Origin of the sequence: Amycolatopsis sp. NPDC057786, from assembly GCF_042797905.1 — a bacterium.
Lineage (GTDB): Bacteria > Actinomycetota > Actinomycetes > Mycobacteriales > Pseudonocardiaceae > Amycolatopsis.
On record NZ_JBHVKW010000016.1, the window covers coordinates 33,183 to 58,032 of the forward strand.

Here is a 24,850-nt window from a genome sequence, read left to right on the forward strand (position 1 = left end):
CGATCGCGTCTCAGGGCACTCGGCCGACGACCCGCGCGTACATCCGGCCAGGATTGGCGCCTTCGTCCAGATAGCCGGGCAGTGACGGCAGCTCCCGCGCGAACCCGGCCAGCCTGCCGAACAGTTCGTTCGCGTCGGCGGGACGCCGTTCCGGGTCCTTTTCCAGCAGATCCGCGAGCAGGTCGTTCAGTCCACGCGGGACACCGTCCACTTCGGCCGGACTCTCCTTGACCTGTTTCTCGAACACCGCGTACGCCGTCGGCCCGGTGAACAGTTGCCTGCCGGTCAGCATTTCGTGCAGGACGCAGCCCAGCGCGTACAGGTCGCTGCGCGGCCCGGCGATACCCCGCTGGATCTGCTCGGGCGCCATGTACGCGGGGGTGCCCAGGATCTGCCCGGCGCGGGTGAACTGGGCGACGTCGGTCTCGCGCAGCATCGCGAGCCCGAAGTCGAGCACCTTCACGCTGCCGTCGGGGCACAGCATCAGGTTGGTGGGTTTGAGATCGCGGTGGCAGATGGACAGCGCGTGCGCGGCGGACAGCACGGCGCAGGCCTGCGCGGCGATCGCGGCCGCCCACGGCACCGGCAGCGGACCGTGTTCGGCGGCGAGATCCGCGACGGTCACGCCTTCGATGAACTGCATGACCTGGTACAACCGCTCGTCGTAGGTGCCGAAGTCGTAGAGCGTCGGCGCGCCGGCGTGCTCCAGGGTCGCGAGGATCCGCGCCTCGCGGATGAACCGCTGTTCGAGCTCGGCGTCGGGACCGCCGGGAAGCCCGAGGAACTTCACCGCCACGCGGCGGCCGAGATGCCGGTCGTGGCCGGCGTAGACCGCGCCCATCCCACCCCGGCCGAGTGGCAGCTCGTCGAGTTCGTAACGGTCCGCGATCAGCACCTAGTTCCCCGGCCTCAGTTGACCTTCCGTGAGCCCGGCCAAGCCTAGCCTCACCAGCTCCAGGCCCGATTCCGCCGCCTCTCGCAGGGCGGCCTCGAAGGCGGCGAGCCGGGTGAACGCCTCCCCGTGGGCGCGCTGCGCTTCGATCGGCAGGCGCGGGATCCGGGTGCGCTTGAGGTCGATCCTGGTCGAAGAGGTCGGGGCGATCTGTCCAGCCGCGCGCAGGCATCCGGCGAGGAACGCGGCATCAAGCCGTTCGGGATCGGTGCGGTACTTCGACATCGTCGGCTCGGGCACGCTCGACTCTCCACTGTGGACATACGCGGGCACGGACGGCGACGCGACGACATCCCCGTCTTCCACCGATTCCGGCACGGTGAGCACGCCGGACTTCAGCAGCTCGCCGATCGTGACGAACGAGGGCTTCTCGTCGGACACCGCCAGCGACGGCAGTTCCGGCCGGATTCCCTCGAAATACCTTCGGACTTCGAGGAAGGCTTCGCCCGCGTGTTCGTCCCGATCCTGGTACCGCGCGGGGGAAAGGTCGATCTCCTCGTCGAGCAGGTCGATGATCCGGACCGCGTCCGGCACCTCGGCGCCGCGGAGATGATCCCGCCACTGTTCCTCCACAGTGGACGGATCGGCCAGCAGGAGCACCCTGGACGGCGGCCGCTCCCCTGGCTCCGGCCGCCGCAGCAGCCAGAGATCCGCACCACCGACCGTGACCACGGCACGCAAAGCCCCGGCCCGCAACAGGTTCCCGCGGATGCGCCGCCCGGTCCGGCGTCCGGCGGCGGCGGGCGGCATGCGGATCGCGACCAGCCCGCCGGGTTTCACATGCGCGAGGCAGTGCTGCACCCAAGCCAGTTCCGGTTCGCCGCGCGGCGGCTGGCCGTACACCCAGCGCGGGTCGCCGACGAGTTCGTCGTAACCCCATTCCCGTTCGTTGAACGGTGGATCGCAGACGACGGTGTCCGCGAGCACCCCTTCGTAGGAGTCCATCGAAAGGGCGTCCGCCCCGTACATCTCCATGTCCGCGCCCGCGAGCAGTAGCCGGTGCGCCGCGATGCACGAGGTCGCCGGATCGTCGGCCTGGCCGAGCAGCCGGGTCCCGCCGGAGGCGAGCAGCAGGGTCCCGAGTCCGCACGCGGGGTCGAGCACCACGCCGGGCGCGGGGCCGACGAGCCGGGACATCAACTCCGCCACCGGCCCCGCCGTGACGGACAGTTGACGGGAGTGCGCCTCGACGTAGCGTTCGCACAGGAACTCGTAGGCCTCGCGCGCGCCTCGCTCGGCGGCGAACCGGTCCAGCAGTTCGAGCAACTCGGCGTCGTCGTAACGCGGCGAGAAGGTCCACTCGCGCGGCCGCGAGAGGTACGACCCCACCCTGCCGACCCGGTCGCCGAGCGCCAGGTCGTCGCCGAGGTTCCGCAGCCGCTGCCAGATCCGGTCCCCAAGCGAGATTTCGACCGGCTTGCCCCGTTCCCGCAGCCATTTCTCGACGGCGACCAGGGAAAAGAAGGGGCTCGACGCCGTCCCGCCGACAGGCGGCGGAAAATCGCCGTAACGTCGACGCCAGTTGCTGACGGCGGCGCGGCCGACGCCGGCGATCCGCGCGATGTCCGCCGCGGTGACGGTGGCTTGCTCCTCCATCGCCGCATCGTAACCGACAGCCGACTATTCCAGCCCTTTGTTTGTGAACTCAGTACACAACTGCTTTACTGGGCCCCATGAGGTACACCCTTCGGTACGCCGCCGGCTCGGACGTCGGGCGGCGCCGCCAGGTCAACCAGGACTCGGTCTACGCCAGCGCCAGGATGCTGGCCGTCGCCGACGGTATCGGCGGCCAGCCGCACGGCGAGGTGGCCAGCGCCGAGGCGGTGGGCGTCCTGTCCCGGCTCGACAAGGACCTCCATGGCTTCGACCTCGCGGACGTCGACCTGGTGGAGATCCTCACCGGCGGCCTCCGCGCCATCGACGACCGGCTCGCCGCGACGGCCGAGCAGGAGCCCGAGACGCGAGGCATGGGCACCACCCTGACGACCGTGCTGTTCGACGGTTCCCACTTCACCGCCGCCCACATCGGCGACTCGAAGGGCTACCTCCTCCGCGGCGGCACGCTTCAGCGCTTCACCCGTGACCACACGCTCGCGCAGGCCCTCGCGGACGACGGGCGCATCGACCCGTCGGAGGTCGAGGGGCACCCTCGCGGCTCGCTGTTGATGAAGGCGCTCCTGAGCACCGGCAGCGGCGAAGCGGACATCTGGACCTTCGACGCGGCGCCCGGAGACCGTCTCCTCCTGTGCTCGGACGGGTTAACGGCAACGGTTGTCGAAACCGTTATCAAGGACGTCCTCGGAGCCTTCCAAGATCCCGCGGAGACCGTTCCGAGGCTGATCGACCTGGCCAACGAAGGCGGCGGGCCGGACAACATCACCTGCGTCGTGGCCGACGTCCTCGCCCCCGCTCCCGCCTGAGCCCGCGAAGCCGCAAACGCAGGTCAGACCCGCCTTCGCGGGGGCGAAAGGGCATCCGGTAAAGTTCCCCACGGAGGATTGGCCGAGCGGCCTAAGGCGCACGCTTGGAAAGCGTGTTGGGTTCACGCCCTCGCAGGTTCGAATCCTGTATCCTCCGCCGTCAGCAAGGCCCCGGACGTTCCGACGTCCGGGGCCTTGTTGATTACTTAGCAGGACCTTCACTTAACAGAGTCAGTTGATCACGCTAAGTTTAATAGTGGTCGTTCCAGCCCCCGACGTCCCAAGGAGTCCGCCAAAATGGCCGGAGTCGAAGAGATCCGCGCTGGTATCGCGCTCGCGAACGAGAAGGCATCCGCGAGCATCGCCGCACTTCAGCAGGCAGCGCAGTCTCTCGAAGAAGCCCAGCTTTCGCTTTCCCAGGCCACCCAGGGCAGCACCCAGCACGAGGTGAGCCAGGCGCACGGGCTTCTCGCCGAGGCCCTGCAGGGCATCACCGGGATGCAGAGCACCATCCAGGCGGGCATCTCGTCGGCCGAGTCGTACTCGACCCGTCTCTGACATGTACCTCGAGGAGCTGCACCAGCTGCTGACGGCCGTCCAAACCGGCCTCGCCGACGGACGCGCTCACGCGGAGCGGGCCAGGAGCCTGCTCGAAGAGTCCCGGCGCGCCATCGTGGAACCCCAGGCCCAAGCCGTGCCATGGGTGCCGCCGCAGCTGGCGCAGGCCGACGAGGGAATGGAAAACCTCCTGACGCGCCTTTCCGCCGCTGACGACCTGGTCAGCGGTTACCAATCCCGCCTCTGAGATCGGCGAGCCGGTATGGGCAGCAAAGCGAGTGAACAGCGCAATCGCGTCGTTACGGCGCTGGAGCGGGTCCGGCACCAGATCGGGCTCGTCCTCGGCGCCGCCGCCGGCGCCCGCCAGAACGCCGAGGCGGATCTGGCCAAACTCGAACTGGAGCAGCACATAGTCCGGGTGGGGATGAACAACTCCACCTCGGACCAGTACGCCGAATGGTCCCGGCATCCCGCCGCGAACGAGGTGTTCGGCCTACTCGGCAGCGTGCGCGGCCAGTTCTACGCCGACTGGGAAGCGGGCCCGAACGCGTTGCGCGAACTCGTCGCGCACAACGCGCCGGGGCCCGCGAGCCAGCCGCCGGGCAACTGGCTCGGCCGCGTCGGCGGGAATCCCGGCATCACCGCGCCGGGACTGTGGCGCGTCGGCTCGGCGACCGTTTCGGGCAAGGACGTCCCGCGCACGTTCGACGTCGCGGTGCCCCTGCTCGACGAGTCGCATCTGTCCATCACGTCGGCGCCCAAGACCAGGGCCGCGGTGGACGGCATCGTGCAGAACCTGCTGATGCGGATCCTGAGCACGTTCGAACCCGGCGCGGTGCGCGTCCACCTGTGGGACGTCGGGCAGCTGACCGCGATCCTGCCCGACCTGTACCCATTGAGCCGCACGAGCGCGCTCACGCTGTACGACCCGGGGCGGCTCGAAGACCTCCTCGACGAGCTGGCGGGCCACATCCGCCGCATCCACGCGACCGGGATGCAGGCGGGGCACACGTCCTTGCGGGAGATCCGGCGGGCGAGCGGCCAGCGCGTCGAACCGTTCCGCGTCGCGGTGCTCTACGGCAACGGCGAGACCCTCGAACCGGAGCGCGCCCGCGAACTGAAACGGGTCGCCACCGGGGCGCTCGCGGCCGGGATCTGCCTGATCCTCGTCGACGTGCCGACCATGCTGTCGACGTCGGTCGAATCGCTGAGCCTGCACGACGAGCGGCGCGCGATGAGCAGCATGACCGGCCCCGACCTGATCGTCGACCTCGACCCGCCGATGCCGTCCGGGCAGGTCATCCGCGCCGCCGGGCGGATCGCCGAGGCGCTGATCGCCAAACAGGGCGGGCCACGCGCGTTCGCCGACCTCCTGCCGACCGAGCTCGGCAAGGAAAGCTCGGCGCGCGAGCTGCGGGCACCGGTCGGGTTCTTCGAGGGCGAGCCGGTGGAGGTCGTGATCGGGGACGCCAGCCCGCACGTGCTCATCGGCGGGCCGAGCGGTTCGGGCAAGACGAACTTCCTCTACTCGTTGCTCGGCAGCCTCGCGGCCCGCTACTCGCCGGACGAACTCGCGCTGTACCTGCTGGACTTCAAGGAAGGCGTGTCGTTCGCCGGGCTCGCGCCGGGGCGGCGGGACGCCAGCTGGCTGCCGCACGCCAAGCTCATCGGGGTCAACGTCAACACCGACCGCGAGTTCGGCCTGGCGCTGCTGCGCTTCCTCGCCGACGAGCTGCGCCGCCGGTCCGCCGCGGCGAAACTGCACGAGGTCACCAACCTCTCGGACCTGCGCGAACAGGACCCCGGCGGGCACTGGCCGCGGATCGTCGCGGTGATCGACGAATTCCAGTACCTGTTCGCCGGCCGCGACGGCGTGACGGCGACCGCGACCCAGCTGCTGGAGGACATCGCGCGGCGAGGCCGGTCGCAGGGCATCCATCTGGTGTTGGCCAGCCAGGACGTCGCCGGGATCGAAGCCTTCTGGGGCAAACCGGCGGTGTTCGAGCAGTGCACGCTGCGGATCGCGATGCCGAAGGCGCGGCGCGTGCTGGCCGAGACCAACAACGCGGCGGTTTCGGCGCCGAAGTGGCACGCGGTGATCAACCATGATTCCGGTGTGGCGCACGGGAACCAGCTCGCCCATGTGCCGGACGCGAGCACCAAGGACGTCTTCAACAAGCTGCAGCACCGGCTCTGGGAGCAGTACTCGGAGTCGTTCAAACGGCCGCGGCTGTTCGACGGCGCGCATTCCCCGGTGCTGGAACAGTTCCCGGCGTTCGCCGACCTGAAGCCGACGGACCGGCCGCGGGCGCTGCTCGGCCAGTCGATCGACGTCGACGAGGCCGCCTGCGGGGTCGAGCTGCCGAAGGCGCCAGGACGCAACGTCGCCGTCCTTGGCGCGGCCACCGCGGAAGCACTGTCCATCATGGACTCCGCCGCCCGGTCGCTGGCCCGCCAGTATCACTGCGAGTCGGTGGAGTTCGTGCTCTCGTGCCCCATCGAAGCGTCCGTCCCCGCGGTGGCGGAGCTGGCCGAGCGGCTGCGCGCGGAGGGACACGAGGCCACCCTTGTCGACGATCTGCCCGCACGGGTAATCGATATCGCGGAGAATCTGTCCTCTTTGGACAAAGCGCGGGTGCTGCTGCTGTACGGCGTCGACGCGTCGATTCCCGCGCTGGAGGCGAAGGCACCCGGACAGCTCAAAAGCGGGCTGGACCAGCTGCGGGTGCTGCTGAAACAGGGCCCGACACACGGTGTCCACACGATCGGCTGGTGGCGCAGCATCGCCCGGCTGAAGGACACGCTCGGTTTCGCGGGCACGGACGACATCGGGACCTGGGCGGCGTTGGACGTCCAGGGCAACGAACTGTCGCCGTTCGCCGCCGGCCAGGTCGTGCACTGGTCACCGCGGCCGGGCCGGGCGCTGTTCTTCGACCGCACCACCCACGGCGCCCCCGAGGTGATCATCCCGTTCCAGCGTCCGGAAGGGCTTCTCGATGGATGACGGCATCACCGCGGCCATGCGGTACAAGGAGATCGTCGGCCTCGCGCGCGCTTCGGCGGAAAACCTCCGCAACTGGGAGATCGGCCGCGCGGACGAACTGGAAGCCCGGCTCGCCGAGGCGCACCAGGCCGTCGCGGACGCCGCCGAACGCGAGCAACGCGCCGTCGACCGGTGCACGCGCTGGTGGAAGATGGCGCAGCACAACGTCGAGGGGCTCTCGTGGCTGCCCGACGATGAGGACCCGAGGCCGGTGCCGACCGCGCGGCCGGGCTACCTGGAGAAGTACCTGGAAGAGGTCAAGCCGAGCTACCAGGAACTCGTGCAGGCGGTGCTTTCCCTGGGATGGCGCGCCAAACGCTCCTGATCACGCGAGTCACGCCTCCAAGCACGTGTGTTACGCCTCCGATCACGCGTACACGATGGAGGGGACTCGTGATCAGACGGACGACACGCGTGATTGGAGGGACGACACGCGTGGCTGGGCGGCCGACACGGCGTAACTCGTGTGAAGGCCCCGTCCCTCGACTGAGCCGGGGGACGGGGCCTTCACACGGGGAAGTTACGGCTTCGGGAGGTGCGAGCCGAGCACCTTCTCCAGGTAGTCCGTCAGGTCGTTGAACGCGTCCTGGACCGGGTTGCCCGCGCTCGGCCGGAACCGCAGCACCTGCGGGTCGTGGTCACTCGCCTGCGTCGCGAACTCCGCGTTCAGGTGGACGACGTCGTAGTCGAGCCCGCGCGGCGCCCTCGACGCCAGGATGTGGTCCAGCACCTGCGACTGGCCCTCGAAAACGTAGCTGTACCGCTCGTTCTCGGGCAGCGACGCGATGAGGTCCTTCAGCGCGCCACCGGCGGTCAGCGTCTCCACGGCGGGCGAGAACGGGTAGTCGTTGATGTCACCGGCGACCACGATGTTCGCGTTCTTGTCCGACGCGAGCAGCTTGTCGACGAAGCCGCGGAGCACGGTCGCCTGCTTGACCCGCTGCACCTCGGAACTCCGGACCGGCGGCTGGTTGCGGCCGTGGGTCGGCTGGTCGCCGCCCTTGGAGTTGAAGTGGTTCGCGATGACGAACACGGTGCGGCCCTTGAAGACGAACTCGCCTGCCAGCGGTTTGCGGCTGGATTCCCACGCCTCGTTCCCGGGGTCGACCCGGCCGGGCGAGACGGTGAGGTGGGTCTTGCCGCGCTCCTTGACCACGCCGACCGGAGTGGTCGCGTCGCCGCCCTTGCGGTCCACAAAGGACACCCGAGCCGGGTTGAACAGGAAGCCGACGCGGATGTTGCCGCCCGGCTGGCCGCCGTCCTTGCCGTTCTCCGGGTCGATCTGACGCCACTCGTAGCGCGGACCGCCGGCGGCGGCGATCGCGTCGACGAACTTCCGCAACGTCTGGTCGGCGGCGACGGTGCCGTCGTTCGCCGGCCCGTTGTCGTCCTGGATCTCCTCCAGGTTCAGGATGTCCGGCTTCGCCAGGTTGCCGACGACGGCCTTTGCCAGCTCGCCGAACTTCTCCGCACTGTCCAAAGCGGACAGGTTCTCGACGTTGTAGGTCGCCACCGAAAGCTCACCGCTGCGCTGCGCGCGGGTGCTCTCGCGCCGCAACCCGTTGTCCTTGGCGGCGCCCAGCTTCGTCGCGAACAACGTGTAGCCGCCGAAGTTGCTGTACTCGACCGGGCCGGAGGTCTCGCCGGTGAGGACGTCACCGGTGTTGACCTTCGGGAACGGCTGCTGGGCGAACGGGATCAGCGAAGCGACCTTGAGGACGCCGGTGTTGAGCCGGTCGTAGTCCAGGTACACCGCGCCGCCGCGGACGCTCGGGTTCTGCTTCGGTTTGGTGGTCACGTAAAGCTCGTTGAACCTCGACGTCGGGCCGACGACGCGCGCGTCGGAGACGCTGACGATCTCACTCTCGTGCGTCTCCCAGAAGTCCAGCGAGTACTTCGCGGGCTCCAGCGGCAACGGCTCGATGCTGCCGCCCGGCGCGGGGGCGACGGTGTCCGGCACCGTGTCGGGCGAGACGACGGTCGGTGCGGGCAGGGCGTTCCCGCTCGACTGGACCGTCCACTGTGCACTCGTCAGCTCGGTGAGTGACTGGTACGGCGAGGTCGCGGGAGCGTCCGGGTAGAACTCGCGGACGGTACCGGTGGCAGTCACCGCGTCGCCGACGGCGACGGCGGGGGTGGTCGAGCCGGTGAAGACGAACAGGCCCTCGCTGGTACGCGGGTCCGCGTCGGGCGCGGTGTCTGTGATCCAGAACCCACGCGCCGAACCGAAGCTCCGGATCGCGGTCACGACGCCGGTGACCCCGGCGACCTTCCGGTCCTTGAACGGCGAAATCCGGGTGGTGCCCTGGATGTCGTGGATCTTGGCGTCGACCGGCGGCGGGCCGGTCTCGCCCGGCGTCTCACCCTTGCCGTTGGTCGGGGTGGGCGCGCCGGAGGTGAAGTCGGCGGCGTTGTCGTCGGTGTCCGCGAGCGTCGTCCCCCTGGCGACGGAGGCGGTGTTGGACGGCGCCGGCGCCGCGGCGCCCTCACGGATGGTGGCTGTCGAGCCGAAACCGACGAGGTCCTTGATCCGGGTGTCTGCCGCGCAGTCGGCGGCCGTCTTGCAGGTCAGCGCCGCGGTGCCCTGGACGAGCGCGATGGTGCCGGCGGTCGCGGACAGGGCCAGCGAGCCGGTGGCGTCCGGCGTCGGCAACGCGACGGTGCCGCCCGAGCCCTTGGCCTGCGCGATGAGGTACCGCGCGCCCGGCGCGACACTGCCCGCCAGCGGCGTGACCTGCCAGCTGTTCCCCGACGCGGGCGCGTACTGGACGCTGAAGCCGTCGAGGCTCACGGCGGCCGTGCCGCGGTTGGCGAGTTCGACGAAGTCGTTGGTCAGCGTGGCGCCCGAATTGCCGCCACCGCCGTAGACCTCGGCGATCACGGCGTCGGCGCTGGGCGCGGCGAGCGCGGCCGGAGCGGAGACGCCGCTCACGACCAGGCCGGAGGCGACGGCCACGGTCAGGGCCCGTCTCCGGGCGGCACGTCGGGATGTGGTCACGCTGAGTCCCCTTTTCACAAGATCGGTCGAGGCATACTCCCCCGAACAAGTGAAATGAGGAAGACGACAAGGCAACGATTCGTCACCGCTAGCCCGTTCGGACCCTCGCGTGAGAAGATCGACCTCCGCCGCCTGTTACGCACCAGGAGGCGTCTTCATGCGCGGACTGCTTTGCGCGCTCATCGCGGCCGGTCTCGTGATCCCGGTTCCCCCGGCGGCCGCCGAACCACCGGAGAAGGCCGCGTTCGAGGTGATGACCCCGGCGAGCACGGTCGCGTCGCGCACCGACCGGCGGCCGAACGCGGGCGGGATCTTCGACCCGGTCGCGCGCAAGACCTTCATCTCGTGGTCCGGCAAGGCCGCGGACACCTACGTCCAGGCCTACGACCACCGGACCGGCGTCTGGACGGCGCCGAAGAAGATCGCCGACGGCGAGTCCGATCCGCACAACTACCCGACGATGCTGCTGGCGGGCGACGGGCATCTGCTGATCTTCCGCGGTATGCACAACAAGCGGACCGTGCTCAGCCGCGCGCCGCTCGCGCATTCCCTCGACGGCACCTGGACCGACGTCGAGGTCCCCGAAGGGACCGCGGCGAGCTACCCGATGCCGGTGAAGACCGTCGACGGCACGCTGTTCCTGTTCTACCGCGAGACCACGAAGGAACTGGACCCGGCGGCGGACTCCGATTTCCGCCCGATGAAGTACCTCGTTTCCCGCGACCACGGGAAGACATGGACGAACTCCGTGCGGTTGACCGGGAAACAGTGGGCGTTCGGCTCGCTGGGCCGGGCCGACCACATGGACGAGATCTACGTCGGGCAGCTGCGGTACCTGCCGTCGACCGGGCGGATCCAGTTCGTCTACACGCTCGCGGGCGGCGGGCCCGCGCAGCACAAGCACGACGTCTACCACCGGAACGTCTACTACCTGTCGTTCGACGTCCGCACCCTGCGCTTCTTCTCCGCCGCGGGCCACGACCTCGGCACGCAGGTCGACGACGCCGAACAGGAGCGGTATCTCAAGGTCGTCGAAACGCCGCTCGAACTCCCCGGCGGGCTCAAGTCGCCGGACTACATCCTGCAGGTCGGCACCCAGCGCGACGGCAAACCGTTCGTCACCTGGTTCCAGTTCGACGCCGCGGGCTCGCCGCGCGATTTCGCGGGCGCGTGGAACGGCCGGAGCTGGGAGGTGCGCGAGGTCGCGAACGGGCTCCGATTGCGCGAGATCGAACAGCTCGATCGCGGCACTTGGCGCGTTTACGCGACCCGCGACGGAAAGCCGGACATGGAAACTTTCCTGCTCGAGAACGGGCGTACGTGGCGGCCGGAAACGGTGATCATCACACCGAAACCGGTCCAGCGTGTCGAAGTGATCACCGGTTTCCGGGACCCGGCCCGCATTCTGGCGACCGGCGCGTCCAGTGCCCGTGACGTCTCCGTGGCCGACGGTGACATTTATGTCGCGGGAGTACCGCGGAAATAGCCCATTGGTGTTCCGCTGCCTTAAATGAACCTCAAGTCCGGGTACAACCCGGCATTCCCGGAGCTACCTTTGGCGACGTGAGCGAGGACACAAAATCCTCGGCTCGCGTCGCCGGAGGAGGTGTCCGATGAACTGGCTCATCGTCGGTACGGCACTGGTTCTGCTGCTGACGATCGCGCTCGCCGTCGATCTGCGCGACCGGAAACGCGGCGTACGGCAGGTGGCCCATTTCGGCGGAGCGCGGCTCGACGCCGTACTGCGCGAGGCCGACATGGCCGACCGGCACACGACCTTCTGACGCTCGCCGGGGAGGGCGAGCAGGGGGAACTGGGGGCGCACCGCCGGTGCACGGGACCCGTCGGGGGAGGACGGAGCCCGTACACCGGCGGTGCGTCATATCCGCCACTCCGCACTCGCGTGATCAGAGCCGTAACTCGCGTGATCAGAGGCGTAACTCGCGTGCTTGGAGGCGTAACTCGCGTGCTTGGAGGCGTAACTCAGCGCTGGAGTTCCTGACGCGCCTTGTATTTCCCGATGAGCGACTTCGCCCCGGCGACCGCCGCCTTGCCCGCGCCCTTCGCGCTCGCGGCCAGGAACGTCGTCCAGTCGAAGTAGTCGCGCCACAGCACGATCCGGCCGTCGCGCACTTCGAACGTGCCGCACACCCAGAACTCGGCCTCCCACGAACCACGCCGCAGGACGTCGGTGCGTTCGGTCAGCACGATCGGCCCGTCGGCGGCGATATGGTGCGTGCGCGCCTCGAACCCGCTGCCGTAGCGCGCCATGGCGCGCAGTTGCTTCTCCACCGCGGAAAGGCCGCGGGCCGGGGGCAGCGGGACGTTCTGGTAGACGATGTCGATCGCCACGAAACCGAGCGCCCGATCGATGTCGAACTCTTCGAGGGCCTGAAGGAAACCGGTCACCACTGTCTTCGGATCCGTCATGCCCGCCAAGGCTAATCCGGTTTTGAACCGCCGGAAGGTCACAGCCGTATCACAGAACGGAGGGCCGCTTTTCCCCTGACTACGGAGGTATCGATGCGACGGCGACTGCCGATGGCCCTGTTCGGGCTGGTCGTCTGGGTGCTCGCGGGCTGTTCGGCGGCCACGGGCGCCGCACCGGCGACACCGGGCGCCAACCAGGCCGACATCACCTTCTCCCAGCAGATGGTCCCGCACCATCAGCAGTCGATCCAGGTCGCGAACCTGGCCTCGGAGCGGTCGGCCTCGGAATACGTGAAGGCCACCGCCGCCAAGATCGTCAAGGCCGAATCCGCCGAGGTGCGGACGATGACCGGCTGGTTGCAATCGTGGAACGCGGCCGTCCTTCCCGCGGCGGGTCACGCCGGGCACGCGATGCCGGGGATGATCACCGAGGGGCAGGTCGCCTCGCTGCAGAACCTGTCGGGCGCCGAGTTCGACAAGGTCTGGCTCCCGCTGATGGCCGAACATCTGCGCAACGGCGTCGCGATGGCCAAGACCGTGCTGTCGTCGGGCGAGCACGCCGAGACGAAGGCGCTCGCGCAGGAGATCGTGGAGAACCAGACGGCGGCGATCGACGAGATCACCGCGCAGCTTCCCTGACCCCCTGAAGACCCCGGAAGACCCTCCGGTATTGTTCTCGGCGGTGGCGTGTCCGAGCGGCCGAAGGAGCACGACTCGAAATCGTGTGACGGTTAATACCCGTCCGTGGGTTCAAATCCCACCGCCACCGCTGTAGGTACAGCGTTCAAGCCCCTGGTTGGAATCTTCTGACCAGGGGCTTGTTCTTCTTGGACCTCTTCGCGCCGGAAGAGGTCGGCGAGAACACCGTCACGTTGTTCTCGCCGCGACCCGAGTGGTCTGCCCTCACCTCTCCAGCTCGTCGACTCCGACCGTGAGCACAAGTACCCCGAACGTTCGAACGGCTCGGCGACCTCGCCCCAAGCGATCTCCCCACATCCGCCGACAGCTTCTCGAAGAAGCTCTGGTTGAGCTGCGTCCGGATGACAGGTGCCGCATCGGTCTACACCTTGGTTGCAGTGGCTCGCGACATAGAGGGGCACGAGCTGGTCGTCAAGGCTGGTCTCGTTCTCCGGGAACTGCGCCCGCCCAGTTCGGTCGTCAGACGCAAATCTCCCTCTTGAGCAGATCCCTGGGATGGCACCTTGGCAATGCGCCGCCAAGGGTCCTGGCGCTACTGTTCCGCCTCCTGGATTCGGCGACGAGCCCGCCGCTTCTCCATGTCTGCGACCGCCTACAGGCGCTCAAACTCCAACTTCGCCATGTAACGCTTGCGCACGCCCTGGCGAGTTCGATCCGACACCACATTGAGGAGGTGAAGTAGTCATGGCACGCAAGGTTTACCGCGTAGTTCCCAATGCCGGGAACTGGGATGTCACGCACGAGGGTCGGGTGCTGTCGCACCATTACCTCAAATCCGCCGCAGTGGAGGCCGGGATCAAGGTCGCGAAGGCGAATCAGCCGAGCCAGCTGGTCGTCCACAAGTCCGACGGCACGTTCGAGTACGAGCACACATACGGGAATGACCCGTACCCACCATCCGGCTGACGGACCAGCGCTCAACGACGAGTGATCACGCCGCGTGTGACGGCGGGATCACTCGTCGTTGACGAGGTTAACAGTCATTCAGCCCTTGGCGCTGCGGCTACTTCTCACAGAAGACATCTACCCAAGGCTTGGCAATCGCCGATCTTCTGCGCGTGGGTTTAAAGATCACCCACCGCCACCGCGGCGAAGAGCCGGTCTCCACGGAGACCGGCTCTTCTGCGTCCGGGACTACTTGTTGAACTTGTCCTTGAGGTCCTGCACCCCGCCTTCCGCACGGTCCCGCAGGTCGTGCCCGGCCTCCTTGACCTGGCCTTCGGTCTGGTCCGCCCGGCCGGAGTTCGCGAGGTCCTGGTTGTCGGTCTTCTCGCCGAGCTTCTCCTTGGCGGCGCCGATGGCCTGTTCGGCCTTGTCCTTCGCCTTGTCGAAAACGCTCATGGCGGATGTTCCTCCTTCGACCGCGGCCGCCGTTTGCGGCCGCCTGCCTCCGGGTTACCCGGGCCACGGGATCCGACACATCTGTCACCCGGTGCGGTTACCCCGTTGCCCGTGGAAGAAGTCTTCGAGCAGCGCCGCGCATTCGGCCTCCAGCACGCCGCCGACGACCTCCGCGCGGTGACTGAGCCGCCGGTCGCGGACGACGTCCCACAGCGACCCCACGGCCCCGGTCTTGGGTTCCCAGGCGCCGAAGACGACCTTCGCGACCCGGGCCATCACGAGGGCGCCGGCGCACATCGTGCACGGCTCCAGCGTCACGGCGAGCGTGCAGCCTTCGAGCCGCCAGCCGTCGCCGTAGCGCTCGGACGCGGCCCGCAGCGCGAGGATCTCCGCGTGCGCCGTCGGGTCGCCGAGTTCTTCGCGGGCGTTGCGCGCGGACGCGAGCGGGGTCCCGTCCGGCGACAGGACGACGGCGCCGATCGGCACGTCGTCGCCCGCACCTCGCGCCGCCGCGATCGCCGCCCGGACGGCGGCGATGTCGGCGGCGGAGGCGGCGGGACTCAGATCTCGTCCAGGATCTTGGAGAACTCGGCGGCGAATCCGCACCGCTGCGCGACCATCTGGAGTTGTTCGTCCGGATAGAGATCGACCTCGCCGACGATCACCTGCAGTTCGGCCCCGGGGAGTCCGAGGTCGGACAGGATCTCCAGGTCGCCTTCCGGCCAGACCGCGTCGTCGTCCTCGTCCGGGGGATCGACTCTCAGCACGTCGAGGACGTCCGCGGCGATGTCGTAGTCGAGCGCCGCGGCGGCGTCGGACAGCAGCAGCGAGGGACCTCTCGGGCTCGGCCGGACGATCACGAAGAACTCGTCGTCGACCGCCAGCAGCCCGAACGCGGCACCGGTGGAACGCAGTTTTCCCAGCTCGGTGATCGCAGCGTCGAGTTCGGCGAGCGCCCCCGGATCAAGAGAGCTGCACCGCCACCGACCGTCCTCCCGCACCACGGCCACCGCGAACCCCGTGATCGGCTCTTGCACCGCCATGCGCACACCGTATTCCGCCCGCATTCGGAACGCACGCACGGTGCGCCCGAAGCGCCGCATGCGCCACTATCGAGACATGACCGGACCCACCGACCTGCCCACCCTCCCCGACGCCCGCTTCGCCGGATTGCTGGAGGAGGCCCGCGCGCTCCAGACGAAAACCGTAGGGCTCCGCCGGGAGATCCACCGGAATCCGGAGATCGGGCTCCACCTGCCGAAAACCCAGTCCTCGATCAAAGCTGCCCTCGAAGGCCTCCCGCTCGAGATCATCGAGGGCAAATCGACCACTTCACTGACCGCCGTCCTCCGCGGCGCGAAGCCGGGCCCGGCGATCCTGCTCCGCGGCGACATGGACGCGCTGCCGCTGCACGAGGACACCGGCCTGGACTTCGCCTCCGAGGACGACGGCGCGATGCACGCCTGCGGGCACGACACCCACGTCGCGATGCTCGCGTCTGCCGCGCGGCTGCTCTGTGAGCACGTCGACGAGCTGGCCGGGTCGGTCGTGTTCATGTTCCAGCCCGGCGAGGAGGGCGAGCACGGCGCGCGCCACATGATCCACGAGGGTGTGCTCGACGCCTCGGGCGAACGCGTCGAGAAGGCGTTCGGCCTGCACATCTTCACCCAGGTCGCGTCGGGCATCGTCCAGACGCGGCCGGGGCCGATCATGGCGTCGGCCAACAGCTTCCACGTCACCGTCACCGGCAGGGGCGGCCACGGCTCGGCGCCGCACCAGGCGATCGACCCGGTGCCGGCGGCGGCCGCGATGGTGAGCGCGCTGCAGACGATGGTGACCCGCAAGGTCAGCGTGTTCGAACCCGCGGTGGTCTCGGTCACCCGGATCGAGGCGGGGACGACGACGAACATCATCCCGGAGACGGCGTTCCTGGAGGGCACGATCCGCACGCTGTCCGAGCGGACCCAGGCGTACGTGCGTGAGGAGCTGCCGAAGGTGTGCGAGGCGGTCGGCGCGGCGCACGGCGTCCGCGTGAGCGCCGAAGTCCTCCCCGGCTACCCGGTCACGGTGAACGACCCCCAGGTCGCGGCGCGGGTGCTGGACCTGGCGGCCGAGGTCCTCGGCGCGCGCAACTCCGAGGTCATGGAGAACCCGGTGATGGGCGCGGAGGACTTCTCCTACGTCCTGCAGCGGGTTCCGGGCGCCTTCGCGTTCCTGGGCGCCTGCCCGCCCGACGCCGACCTGGCAACGGTCGAGGCGAACCACTCGAACCGCGTGGTCTTCGACGAGGACGCGATGGCCAGCGGCGTCGCGATGTACGCCGCGTTCGCGCTGGACGCCCTTCGCTAGCCATTACACAACAGCGTTGATTTAATGGGTGCCATGAGCGATGACACCCTGGCCGTCCTGGCCGCGCAGGAGGAGCGCCTGGTCTTCCGCCGGTTCGACAACGAGACCGCGCTGGAGCTGGGCGCCCACCTGCTCGCGGCGGCACGGGACCGCGCCCACCCGGTGACGGTCTCCGTGCGCCGCGGCGGGCAGCGGCTGTTCCACGCGGCGTTGCCGGGCACCTCGGCCGACAACGACGCGTGGATCGACCGGAAGAGCCGCGTCGTCGACCGGTACGGGCACAGCTCGTTCCTCGTCGGCGAGCAGTTCCGCGCGAAGGGCACGACGTTCGAAGCCGATTCCCGGCTCGACCCGGATCTCTACGCCGCGCACGGCGGCGTGTTCCCGGTGATCGTCGAGGGCGTCGGCCCGGTCGGCACCGTCGGCGTCTCGGGATTGCCGCAGGCCGACGATCACGCGTTCGTCGTCGAGCAGCTGGAACTCTTCCTCGCCACGCGGCTCTGACCACCCGTCCCAACTTTCAGGACACCCGGACCGTTGCTCCGTCGTGCTACCGTGAGACGTCACATCATATATCAGATAGGGCATGCCAGTGACCTCCTCTTCCCGCTTCGACGAGCGGAAACGGCGGCTGTCCGGGGTCGTGGCCATCCCGGTGACCCCGTTCGACGCCGACGGCGCCGTGGATCCGGGCGCCTACGCGGAACTGGTGGGCCGGGTGATCGACGGCGGGGTCGGCGTCGTGACACCGAACGGGAACACCGGTGAGTTCTACGCGCTGGACGCGGCCGAGGCCCGGCACTGCCTCGAGTTGACGGTCAAGGCCGCGGCGGGGCGGGCGAGCGTGGTCGCCGGGGTCGGGCACGACGTCCGGACGGCGATCAGCGCGGCGCGGCACGCCGGTGAAGCCGGCGCCGATCTGATCATGATCCATCAGCCGGTGCATCCGTACGTCTCGGCGGACGGCTGGGTCGAGTACCACCGGGCCATCGCGGCGGCGGTCCCGGAGCTGGGTGTCGTGCTGTACGTGCGCGACGCGCGGGTCGAAGGCGAGCGGCTGGCCAGGCTCGCCGACGCCGCGGAGAACGTCATCGGGGTGAAGTACGCGGTGCCGGATCCGGTGCGGTTCGCGGCGGTGGCGCGCGACGCGGGGATCGATCGCTTCACGTGGATCGCCGGGCTGGCGGAGCTGTCCGCGCCGGGCTACTTCACCGTCGGCGCGACCGGGTTCACGTCGGGCTTGGTGAACGTCGCGCCGTCGCTTTCGCTGGAGATGTTCCGCACACTGCGCGACGGCGACTTCCGCGGCGCGATGGCCTGCTGGGAACGCGTCCGGCCGTTCGAGGAGCTACGGGCCGCGGACGGCAACGCCAGCAACGTGAGCGTGGTGAAGGAAGCGTTGGCACAGCTGGGTTTGTGCCGCGCCGACGTCCGCCCGCCGAGCCGCGTCCTGACCGGCGCGGAGCGAGAGCAAGTCCGCGCGGCGCTGAAGTTTTTCTGACCGTGTCCGCGCCCACTGGGGCGGGCGCGGACACGGTGACAGGTCAGAGGTCGTGGCCATCGACGATCGCGGCGTGGCCCTGATGGGCGCCTCGGGGCGCGCGTACGGCGCGGCGGGCGGCTGCTCACCGGCGAAGCCGGCGGGACCATGAGCGCGAAGAACGATGTCTGGCCGGTGCTCCTGTCTCCGGTCGAAGCTCGCGACCGGACGGAACCGGGGGAAATTTCCCTCGATGTCTTCGACTGTACGCCAGATCTTGCCGCTTTGGTGAATTGCTTCCGCTCCGTCGCCGTGGAACACTGGAGGCAGGCCACGGAGCGACCGTGGCGTGTTGTGGTACCAGTGCCTCTTCTCGGCCGAACCAGACCCTTTCGGTGTTTGTGAACCCGTTGCTGGATTGTCCACTTTCACGAACCAGAACGGTGTGATGCACCATGACCTCCACACAGACGAGGCAGGGCAGCGACTTCGCCGAACTGTCCAAATTGGTCAAAGACGCGGGCCTACTCGACCGGCGGCGAAAGTACTACGCGCTGAAGATCTCCTTGAACCTGCTCGCTTTCGCGGGCGGCTGGGTCGCCTTCGCGCATCTCGGGGATTCTTGGTGGCAGCTGTTCCTCGCCGCGTTCTTCGCGATGATGTTCACGCAGCTGTCCTTCATCGGCCACGACGCGGGACACAAGCAGATCTTCCGCGGCCGCAAGGCGAACGACGTCACCGGTTTCGTCCACGGTGGACTGACCGGGTTGAGCTACGGCTGGTGGATCGGCACGCACACCCGCCATCACGCCAACCCCAACCACGAGGACGAGGACCCGGACGTCAACCTCGCCGCGCTGATCTTCACCAAGGCGCAAGGCTCCGAACGGCGCGGTTTCCTGCGCTGGATGGCGAAATACCAGGCGTTCCTGTTCTTCCCGCTGCTGTTGCTGGAAGGCCTGAACCTGCACGCTTCGAGCGTGACGGCGATCTTCCAGCGCGGCTTCAAACGGCGGAAACTCGAAGCGGCGCTGATGCTGGCCCATGTCGCCGCGTACCTGACCGCGGTGTTCGTGGTCCTCTCGCCCGGTGTCGGCTTCGTCTTCATCGCCGTGCACCAATGCCTTTGGGGCGTGTACATGGGCTGCTCGTTCGCCCCGAACCACAAGGGCATGCCGACGCTGTCGGCCGGGCACACGCTCGACTTCCTGCGCAAGCAGGTACTCACCTCGCGCAACGTGCGCGGCGGCCCGGTCGTGGACTTCGCGCTCGGCGGGCTCAACTACCAGATCGAGCACCACCTCTTCCCGAGCATGGCGCGGCCGAACCTGAAGCACGCGCAGGTGATCGTGCGGGAGTTCTGCGCGAAACACGGCATCGACTACGCGCAGTGCGGCTGGGCGGCGTCGTACGGTTACGTGCTCCGGCATCTGCACGAAGTCGGGGCGCCGCTGCGTGCTCAACCGGCAGGTGCGCGATGACCTCCGTCCGCTCCCTCGGCGACGTCGCCGAGCCCGCCGCCGACGACCGGTGCCCGAGCTGCCCGCATCCGTTGTCCGCGCACGACGCGATCGCCCGCCGGTTCTGCACCGCGACCGCGGCCGGCGGCTTCAGCCGCGGCTGCACGTGCGCCACGAAACCCGAAACAACCGAATAGAGGATCACATGAACGCCGACACCGTCCCCGTCTCCAGGTACGAGATCCGGGTCGACACCGTGAAGAAGATCGTCAACGAACACACCGACCTCGGCAACGAGGCGGCGTTCGCGCTGGCCGTGCACATGGTGCGGGCGCTCGACACCGTGCCGGAGCCCGTCCGCTAGGCGGTGTCCGGTGTGTCCACACCTCCACCCGATGTCCGCTTGACGCGTATATGTACGGTTTTCAGGGGGCCGTGAGTGGCAAGTCAAACGAGTCGTGCTCGGCGGCGGGGTGCAGGCTCCCTTCGTCGCGCCTGATGCGGTGATGGGAGCCTTCGGCCCCGATCGTGCGCTGGTCGTGAGTGGCCTTCGCGGATAGTTGGGCCGGTGGTGGCGTACCGCAGGCGGTCGTGTGCAGCAGGAGCGTGTCGCGAGAAGACCGCCGACACAGGACCTACGGGACCCCGGCTGGCATCGTGACCGGGGTTACCCACGCGTTAACAAGGCGTCAGCGAGACCTCGCGGAGCGTCAGGGAGACGTTGGCGGGGCGGCCGGGCCGGGTCGATCGGAGTTGTGCTGACAGGGCACTGACCGATCGACGCGGAGGTAACCGTGACGCTCAGCGAGCTCCTGCCCAGCCTCGGTTGCGAGGCCGCCGACCATCTCGAACCCGGGGTCTGGCCGCGGAGCACCCGGCTCGGCCCCGGCGGGGAACTGCTGTTCGCCGGCGCGCCGGTGTCCCACCTCGCCGCGAGGTTCGGGACACCGGCGTATCTGCTCGATGAGGACGAAGTCCGTCAGAACGCCCGCGCGTACCGAAAGGCGCTCCCGGACGCCGAGGTGGCGTACGCGAGCAAGGCGCTGTGCATCCGCGCGGTCCTGCGCTGGGTCGCCGAGGAAGGGCTTTCCCTCGACACCTGCTCGGCGGGCGAGATCGCGGTGGCGCGATCGGCCGGCTTCCCCGCCGAGCGGATCCTGCTGCATGGCAACGCGAAAACCCCCGAAGACCTCAAGGCGGCGCTGTCCTACGGCGTCCGCCGGATCGTGGTGGATTCGCTCGACGAGATCGAGCAGCTCGGCGCGCTGGCCACCGGCGCGCAGCAGGTGCTGATCCGCGTGACACCCGACGTCGCGGCGGGCACGCACGCGGCGATCACCACCGGCACCGAGGGACAGAAGTTCGGCTTCTCGTTGCGTGAGGGCGTCCGCGACAACCTCTGCCGGGCCGTCTCCGCGGTGCTCGCGCAGCCAGGGCTCCGCCTGGCAGGCCTGCACTGCCACATCGGCTCGCAGGTGTCGCGGGTGGACTTCTACGAACTCGCCGCCCGCAAGATGATCGGGGTGCTCGTCGCGCTCCGCGAGACGCACGGTGTCACCCTGCGGGAGCTGGATCTCGGCGGCGGGCACGCCGTGCGTTATCTGCCGGGAGACACGGGTTTCGACATCGACGGCTATGTGCGCCGTCTGCGTGTCGCGCTCGCTTACGAATGCACCTCGCACGGCTTCCCCCTGCCGAAACTGACGATCGAACCGGGCCGCGCCATCGTCGGCCCGGCGGGCATCACCGTGTACCGGGTCTGCGCGGTGAAACGCGGCTCGCGCACCTTCGTCGCCGTCGACGGCGGGATGAGTGACAACGCGCGGCCCGCGCTCTACGGGGCGGCCTACACCGCTCGGCTGATCGGCAGGCGCGGCCGCGCGGCCAGGCGGCCGATGACGGTGGTCGGACGGCACTGCGAATCGGGTGACGTCCTCGCGGACGGGCTCTCGCTCCCCGACGACGTCCATCCCGGCGACCTGCTCGCCGTCCCGTGCACCGGGGCGTACCACCACTCGCTCGCGTCGAATTACAACCTCGTCGGCAGGCCACCGGTGATCGGCGTCTCCCGCGGTACGGCGACGCTGCTCGTCCGCCGCGAAACCGAGGAAGACCTGCTCAAACGCGATCTCGGCTGACGTGCCGTCCGAAATCCTCACGGTCCGGCCTGTCACGCGACAGAATCCTTTGCCCGAAGGGGCAGGGAAAGAGAATCACGACAAACAACTTAACGGCGGTAGCATTCTGGACACTTATCGATACGCTGCGCGACAAGAATCGCATGCCGAAACAAAGGGAGGGACGGCATGGGTGACGAACCACGCGCGCAGATGGAGCAGCGCACGCCAAGAGGTCTGGACAATACCGATCGGACGCTGATCGCTCTGCTGCAAGTCGACGGGCGGGCCTCGTTCACGGCCTTGGCCAAGGCCGTCGGACTGTCGGAGGGTGCCGTGCGGCAGCGGGTACAGCGGCTGCTGCGGGACGAGACGATGCAGATCGTCGCGGTCACGGATCCGGCCAACGTCGGGCTCGGCCGTCAGGCGATGGTCGGGATCAAGGTCCAAGGCGATCCGCGGGCGGTCTCCGACCAGCTCTCCGGAATGCCGGACATCCATTACGTCGTCCTCACCGCGGGAGGCTACGACCTGCTCGCCGAGGTCGCCTGCCGGGACGACGAACACCTCTTGAGTGTGCTGAACGACGACATCCGGCCCATCCCGGGTGTCGTCAGCACGGAGACCTTGGTCTACCTGAAACTCGCGAAACAGACCTACGCCTGGGGGAACCTGACCCGATGACAGCACGTCCCGCGCCATGAAAGGTCCCTTCCTTGCGAATTTCGCAAGGAAGGGACCTTTCATGGCACTCGCGGGAGGATCACACGCAGCGCAGGAACGCGTCGGGAGTCCGCCGCCCGGAATCGAGACCGCGGAGGACTTTCGGCAGCGTCCCGCCGTACAGGACCCCGAGCCGCTGCGTCGCCCGCGTCAGCGCGACGTACAGTTCCGCCTCACCGCTCGGTCCTTCCGCGAGGATCCGCTCCGGCTCCACCACCAGGACGGCGTCGTACTCCAGGCCTTTGGCCGCGGAGGGCGCGATCGCACCGGGCACTCCCGACGGCCCGATGACGACCGACGTCCCCTCGCGACCCGATTCCGCGCGGGTGAACTCGGCGACGGCGCCTTCGACGTCCATTTCGGACACTCGGCGCGCCCACGGGCGCACGCCGCACGAACGCACCGAGTGCGGCGGGACGGCGCCTCCCGCGAAACTCGCCAGCAGTGACGCCGCCACCGCCATGATCTCCGAGGGCGTCCGGTAGTTGACGGTCAGCTTCCGGTACACCCATCGATCGGCGACGTACCGGGAGAGCATCGAGTCCCACGACCGCGTGCCCGACGGCGACCGCCGTTGCGCGAGATCGCCGACGACGGTGAACGACCGGCTGGGACAGCGCCGCATCAGCACGCGCCAGTCCATTTCGGACAGTTCCTGTGCTTCGTCGACGACGACGTGGCCGTAGGTCCATTCCCGATCGGCGGCGGCGCGTTCGGCCAGATCCCGCTCGTCGCGCTCGGCGAACCGGTCCGCCAGCTCCTCGGCCATCAGCACGTCCGTCGGCCGCAGCGCGAACTCGTAGTCGTCGTGGTCCTCTTCCACCTCGACGATTTCCAGCACCCGCTCGGCGTATTCCTTCCGTGCCAGGCGCCGCCGTTCCTCCGCCCGGCGCTCGGCGGTGCGGTCGACGCCGAGCAGTTCGACGGCTTCGTCCAGCAACGGCACGTCGGACACCGTCCACGCGTCCGCGTCCTCGCGGAACAGCGCCGGATCCGCCCCGGCAGCACGCAACCGCTCCGGCGAGGCGTAGAGGTCGGCGAGCAGCCGCTGCGGCGTCAGCGACGGCCAGAGCCGATCGAGCACCGCGCGGAGCTCCTCGCTGGCTTCGAGGTCGCGCCGGGCGTTCTTCAGCATCTCCGGACGCGTGTGCTCGTCGTCGGACGGCAACCAGCCCGCGCCGAGCCGGTCGACCGCGCGCGTGGCGAGCTCCGCGACCACCTCCCGTTCGAAGACGGCCTTCGCCTCGTTGTGCAGAAGGCCGCTTTCCCTGGCGGCCTCGCGCGCGGCGGCCGCGAACTCGGCGTCCAGCGACACGGTGACGTCGTCGAGTTCGATGGGCTCCGCCGCGACGGGGAGTTCTTGCCGGTCCGCCACCGCCGCCGCGAGCACGTCCAGGATCGCCAGCGAGCCCTTCAGCCGCTGCACCACCGGCGGATCCTCGCGTTCGGTGCGCAGCCCGGCGACGAGGTCACCAGGCGTCGCGAAGACGACGCTGGTCTCGCCGAGCGACGGCAGGACACGGCCGATGTGGTCGAGAAAACCGCTGCTGGGCCCGACCACGAGTACCCCGCGCCGTTCCATGCGCTCCCGTTTCGTGTACAGCAGGTACGCCACCCGATGCAGCGCCACCGCCGTCTTCCCCGTGCCAGGGCCGCCTTCCACGACGACGACACCCGGGTGATCCAGCCGGATGATCTCGTCCTGCTCGGCCTGGATCGTCGCGACGATGTCCCGCATCCCTTCGCCGCGTGGCGCGTTGACCGCGGCCAGCAGCGCGGCGTCGCCGCGTTCCCCCGCCGATTCCGGACGGCCGAAGACCTCGTCGGTGAAGTCGATGACGTCCCGGCCGAGGGTGCGGAATTGACGGCGCCGCGCCATTCCTTCCGGGGACGCCCCCGTCGCGCAGTAAAACGCGCTGGACGCCGGCGCCCGCCAATCGAGCACCAAGGGTTCGTAGTCGTTCTCTTCGTCGAAAAGGCCGATCCGGCCGACGTACGAACGTTCTCCCGAAAGGGCGTCCAACCGGCCGAAACAAAGACCTTCGTCGGCGATCTTCAGCCTGGCCATCTCGCGCGCCTTGGCGCCGGCCGAGACCTCACGGTCGGAAAGCGCGAAGCCTTCTCCTCGTAGCGCACCGGCATACGCCTCCTTGACCCGCGCGCGTTCGGCGTCCAGCCGCCGGTAGAGCGACGCGACGTACTGCCGTTCGGATCGCAATTCCTCGTCGTACCCCTGATTTGACAAGTTCCCCTCACAGCGGTTAGACTGACAACATATTC

The 24,850-nt window shown here is 68.8% G+C and carries 25 protein-coding genes and 2 tRNA genes; 19 read left to right on the forward strand and 8 right to left on the reverse strand.

Annotated features, from left to right (window positions below):
* Positions 1 to 10: 10 nt before the first annotated feature.
* Together ACFVM3_RS12375 and ACFVM3_RS12380 are read right to left on the reverse strand one after the other, a co-directional pair.
* Complete coding sequence (locus ACFVM3_RS12375; protein WP_378438096.1) at positions 11 to 895, reverse strand: serine/threonine-protein kinase; 885 nt, start codon at positions 893 to 895, stop codon at positions 11 to 13.
* On the reverse strand, positions 896 to 2,548 hold the full coding sequence (locus ACFVM3_RS12380) for an N-6 DNA methylase (RefSeq protein ID WP_378438098.1): 1,653 nt from the start codon (positions 2,546 to 2,548) through the stop codon (positions 896 to 898). It abuts the gene before it with no gap.
* A 77-nt stretch (positions 2,549 to 2,625) separates the two neighbouring features.
* Between ACFVM3_RS12380 and ACFVM3_RS12385 the strand changes: the two genes are divergently transcribed.
* From ACFVM3_RS12385 to ACFVM3_RS12410, 6 genes are all read left to right on the forward strand, one after another.
* Entirely contained in the window at positions 2,626 to 3,372 is a 747-nt protein-coding gene (locus tag ACFVM3_RS12385; RefSeq protein ID WP_378438100.1) for a PP2C family protein-serine/threonine phosphatase, read from the forward strand.
* A gap of 72 nt (positions 3,373 to 3,444) precedes the next feature.
* Positions 3,445 to 3,529, forward strand: a tRNA-Ser gene (locus ACFVM3_RS12390).
* Between the two features lie 140 nt (positions 3,530 to 3,669).
* Positions 3,670 to 3,930, forward strand: coding sequence for a hypothetical protein (locus tag ACFVM3_RS12395; protein ID WP_005167132.1), 261 nt, complete (start codon positions 3,670 to 3,672; stop codon positions 3,928 to 3,930).
* 1 nt (position 3,931) lies between these two features.
* Entirely contained in the window at positions 3,932 to 4,177 is a 246-nt protein-coding gene (locus ACFVM3_RS12400) for a hypothetical protein (protein ID WP_016337967.1), read from the forward strand.
* Positions 4,178 to 4,192: 15 nt separating this feature from the next.
* The gene (locus ACFVM3_RS12405) at positions 4,193 to 6,934 is read left to right on the forward strand and encodes an FtsK/SpoIIIE domain-containing protein (protein ID WP_378438102.1); all 2,742 of its coding nucleotides are present in this window, start codon (positions 4,193 to 4,195) and stop codon (positions 6,932 to 6,934) included.
* Complete coding sequence (locus tag ACFVM3_RS12410) at positions 6,927 to 7,298, forward strand: hypothetical protein (RefSeq protein WP_378438104.1); 372 nt, start codon at positions 6,927 to 6,929, stop codon at positions 7,296 to 7,298. Before ACFVM3_RS12405 ends, ACFVM3_RS12410 begins: the two co-directional genes overlap by 8 nt.
* 195 nt (positions 7,299 to 7,493) lie before the next feature.
* Here ACFVM3_RS12410 and ACFVM3_RS12415 read toward each other — a convergent pair whose 3' ends face one another.
* Positions 7,494 to 9,971 carry a lamin tail domain-containing protein gene (locus ACFVM3_RS12415; protein ID WP_378438106.1) on the reverse strand — a complete coding sequence of 826 codons (2,478 nt, stop codon included), beginning with the start codon at positions 9,969 to 9,971 and terminating at the stop codon, positions 7,494 to 7,496.
* Positions 9,972 to 10,128: 157 nt separating this feature from the next.
* Here ACFVM3_RS12415 and ACFVM3_RS12420 point away from each other — a divergent pair, with 157 nt between their 5' ends.
* Both ACFVM3_RS12420 and ACFVM3_RS12425 read left to right on the forward strand, forming a co-directional pair.
* Complete coding sequence (locus ACFVM3_RS12420) at positions 10,129 to 11,457, forward strand: BNR-4 repeat-containing protein (protein WP_378438107.1); 1,329 nt, start codon at positions 10,129 to 10,131, stop codon at positions 11,455 to 11,457.
* Between the two features lie 127 nt (positions 11,458 to 11,584).
* The gene (locus ACFVM3_RS12425; protein ID WP_378438109.1) at positions 11,585 to 11,755 is read left to right on the forward strand and encodes a hypothetical protein; all 171 of its coding nucleotides are present in this window, start codon (positions 11,585 to 11,587) and stop codon (positions 11,753 to 11,755) included.
* A 199-nt stretch (positions 11,756 to 11,954) separates the two neighbouring features.
* On the opposite strand, the gene ACFVM3_RS12430 is transcribed toward ACFVM3_RS12425, so the two are convergent.
* Positions 11,955 to 12,401, reverse strand: a complete 447-nt coding sequence (locus ACFVM3_RS12430; protein ID WP_378438111.1) for a limonene-1,2-epoxide hydrolase family protein — start codon at positions 12,399 to 12,401, stop codon at positions 11,955 to 11,957.
* Between the two features lie 93 nt (positions 12,402 to 12,494).
* On the opposite strand from ACFVM3_RS12430, the gene ACFVM3_RS12435 reads away from it, so the two are divergent.
* From ACFVM3_RS12435 to ACFVM3_RS12445, 3 genes are all read left to right on the forward strand, one after another.
* Positions 12,495 to 13,040: a DUF305 domain-containing protein gene (locus ACFVM3_RS12435; RefSeq protein ID WP_378438113.1), complete on the forward strand. Its 546-nt coding sequence runs from the start codon at positions 12,495 to 12,497 to the stop codon at positions 13,038 to 13,040.
* A 42-nt stretch (positions 13,041 to 13,082) separates the two neighbouring features.
* Positions 13,083 to 13,170, forward strand: a tRNA-Ser gene (locus tag ACFVM3_RS12440).
* A 614-nt stretch (positions 13,171 to 13,784) separates the two neighbouring features.
* Positions 13,785 to 14,006 (forward strand): DUF2188 domain-containing protein, encoded by a 222-nt coding sequence (locus tag ACFVM3_RS12445; protein ID WP_378438115.1) that lies wholly within the window; start codon positions 13,785 to 13,787, stop codon positions 14,004 to 14,006.
* Between the two features lie 228 nt (positions 14,007 to 14,234).
* Here ACFVM3_RS12445 and ACFVM3_RS12450 read toward each other — a convergent pair whose 3' ends face one another.
* The 3 genes from ACFVM3_RS12450 to ACFVM3_RS12460 form a co-directional block, all read right to left on the reverse strand.
* Positions 14,235 to 14,441 (reverse strand): CsbD family protein, encoded by a 207-nt coding sequence (locus ACFVM3_RS12450; protein WP_007035155.1) that lies wholly within the window; start codon positions 14,439 to 14,441, stop codon positions 14,235 to 14,237.
* Positions 14,442 to 14,525: 84 nt separating this feature from the next.
* Complete coding sequence (locus ACFVM3_RS12455) at positions 14,526 to 14,978, reverse strand: nucleoside deaminase (RefSeq protein WP_378438200.1); 453 nt, start codon at positions 14,976 to 14,978, stop codon at positions 14,526 to 14,528.
* A gap of 23 nt (positions 14,979 to 15,001) precedes the next feature.
* A complete protein-coding gene (locus ACFVM3_RS12460) occupies positions 15,002 to 15,484 on the reverse strand; it encodes a tRNA adenosine deaminase-associated protein (protein WP_199745611.1) in 483 nt (160 codons plus the stop codon).
* Positions 15,485 to 15,560: 76 nt separating this feature from the next.
* Here ACFVM3_RS12460 and ACFVM3_RS12465 point away from each other — a divergent pair, with 76 nt between their 5' ends.
* From ACFVM3_RS12465 to ACFVM3_RS12500, 8 genes are all read left to right on the forward strand, one after another.
* The gene (locus ACFVM3_RS12465) at positions 15,561 to 16,790 is read left to right on the forward strand and encodes a M20 family metallopeptidase (protein ID WP_378438117.1); all 1,230 of its coding nucleotides are present in this window, start codon (positions 15,561 to 15,563) and stop codon (positions 16,788 to 16,790) included.
* Positions 16,791 to 16,823: 33 nt separating this feature from the next.
* Complete coding sequence (locus ACFVM3_RS12470; RefSeq protein ID WP_378438119.1) at positions 16,824 to 17,294, forward strand: heme-degrading domain-containing protein; 471 nt, start codon at positions 16,824 to 16,826, stop codon at positions 17,292 to 17,294.
* 82 nt (positions 17,295 to 17,376) lie between these two features.
* Positions 17,377 to 18,291 (forward strand): dihydrodipicolinate synthase family protein, encoded by a 915-nt coding sequence (locus ACFVM3_RS12475; RefSeq protein ID WP_378438121.1) that lies wholly within the window; start codon positions 17,377 to 17,379, stop codon positions 18,289 to 18,291.
* A 434-nt stretch (positions 18,292 to 18,725) separates the two neighbouring features.
* The gene (locus ACFVM3_RS12480; RefSeq protein ID WP_378438123.1) at positions 18,726 to 19,751 is read left to right on the forward strand and encodes a fatty acid desaturase family protein; all 1,026 of its coding nucleotides are present in this window, start codon (positions 18,726 to 18,728) and stop codon (positions 19,749 to 19,751) included.
* Positions 19,748 to 19,927, forward strand: coding sequence for an RGCVC family protein (locus ACFVM3_RS12485; RefSeq protein ID WP_378438125.1), 180 nt, complete (start codon positions 19,748 to 19,750; stop codon positions 19,925 to 19,927). The genes ACFVM3_RS12480 and ACFVM3_RS12485 overlap by 4 nt, the downstream gene beginning before the upstream one ends.
* Before the next feature lie 8 nt (positions 19,928 to 19,935).
* Positions 19,936 to 20,094: a DUF6307 family protein gene (locus tag ACFVM3_RS12490; protein ID WP_170064532.1), complete on the forward strand. Its 159-nt coding sequence runs from the start codon at positions 19,936 to 19,938 to the stop codon at positions 20,092 to 20,094.
* A gap of 430 nt (positions 20,095 to 20,524) precedes the next feature.
* A complete protein-coding gene (gene lysA, locus ACFVM3_RS12495; RefSeq protein ID WP_378438127.1) occupies positions 20,525 to 21,868 on the forward strand; it encodes a diaminopimelate decarboxylase in 1,344 nt (447 codons plus the stop codon).
* 168 nt (positions 21,869 to 22,036) lie between these two features.
* The gene (locus tag ACFVM3_RS12500) at positions 22,037 to 22,531 is read left to right on the forward strand and encodes an Lrp/AsnC family transcriptional regulator (protein ID WP_016337981.1); all 495 of its coding nucleotides are present in this window, start codon (positions 22,037 to 22,039) and stop codon (positions 22,529 to 22,531) included.
* Positions 22,532 to 22,610: 79 nt separating this feature from the next.
* Here ACFVM3_RS12500 and helR read toward each other — a convergent pair whose 3' ends face one another.
* On the reverse strand, positions 22,611 to 24,815 hold the full coding sequence (gene helR, locus ACFVM3_RS12505) for an RNA polymerase recycling motor ATPase HelR (protein ID WP_378438129.1): 2,205 nt from the start codon (positions 24,813 to 24,815) through the stop codon (positions 22,611 to 22,613).
* Positions 24,816 to 24,850: the final 35 nt, after the last annotated feature.